Source organism: Streptomyces sp. ACA25, assembly GCF_028200735.1.
Classification (GTDB): Bacteria; Actinomycetota; Actinomycetes; order Streptomycetales; family Streptomycetaceae; genus Streptomyces.
The window spans coordinates 1-564 of sequence record NZ_JAQKPV010000083.1 but is presented as its reverse complement, the minus strand read 5'-3'; the positions used below and the strand labels follow the sequence as shown (position 1 = coordinate 564).

At 69.0% G+C, this 564-nt stretch carries 1 protein-coding gene; it reads left to right on the top strand.

Annotation, left to right across the window (positions count from 1 at the left end; genetic code table 11):
* On the top strand, positions 1-564 hold a 564-nt coding region (locus PJ985_RS23270; protein WP_271685863.1), incomplete at both ends, for a polyketide synthase.

The following is a 564-nucleotide window of genomic DNA, read 5'->3' as shown; positions in this document are numbered from 1 at the left end:
TGACGGCCGGTGCAAGGCGTTCGCTACGGCGGCGGACGGCACGGGCTGGTCCGAGGGTGTGGGTGTGCTGTTGGTGGAGCGGTTGTCGGATGCGCGGGCCAGGGGGCATGAGGTGCTTGCGGTGGTGCGTGGTTCGGCGGTGAATTCCGACGGTGCGTCGAATGGTTTGACCGCGCCGAACGGTCCTGCGCAGCAGCGGGTGATTCGTGAGGCGTTGGCGGTGGCGGGTGTGGAGCCGTCGGGGGTGGACGTGGTGGAGGCGCACGGTACGGGAACGAAGCTGGGTGATCCGATCGAGGCGCAGGCGCTGCTGGCCACCTACGGCCGGGACCGCGACCGTGAGCGGCCGTTGTGGCTGGGGTCGGTGAAGTCGAACATAGGTCATGCGCAGGCTGCGTCCGGGGTGGCTGGTGTGATCAAGATGGTGGAGGCGATGCGGCACGGTGTGCTGCCCCGGACGCTGCATGTGGATGAGCCTTCGGTGCACGTGGACTGGTCGGCGGGTGCGGTGGAGTTGCTGACGGAGAGCAGGCCGTGGAGTGTTGACGGCCGTCCGCGTCGGGC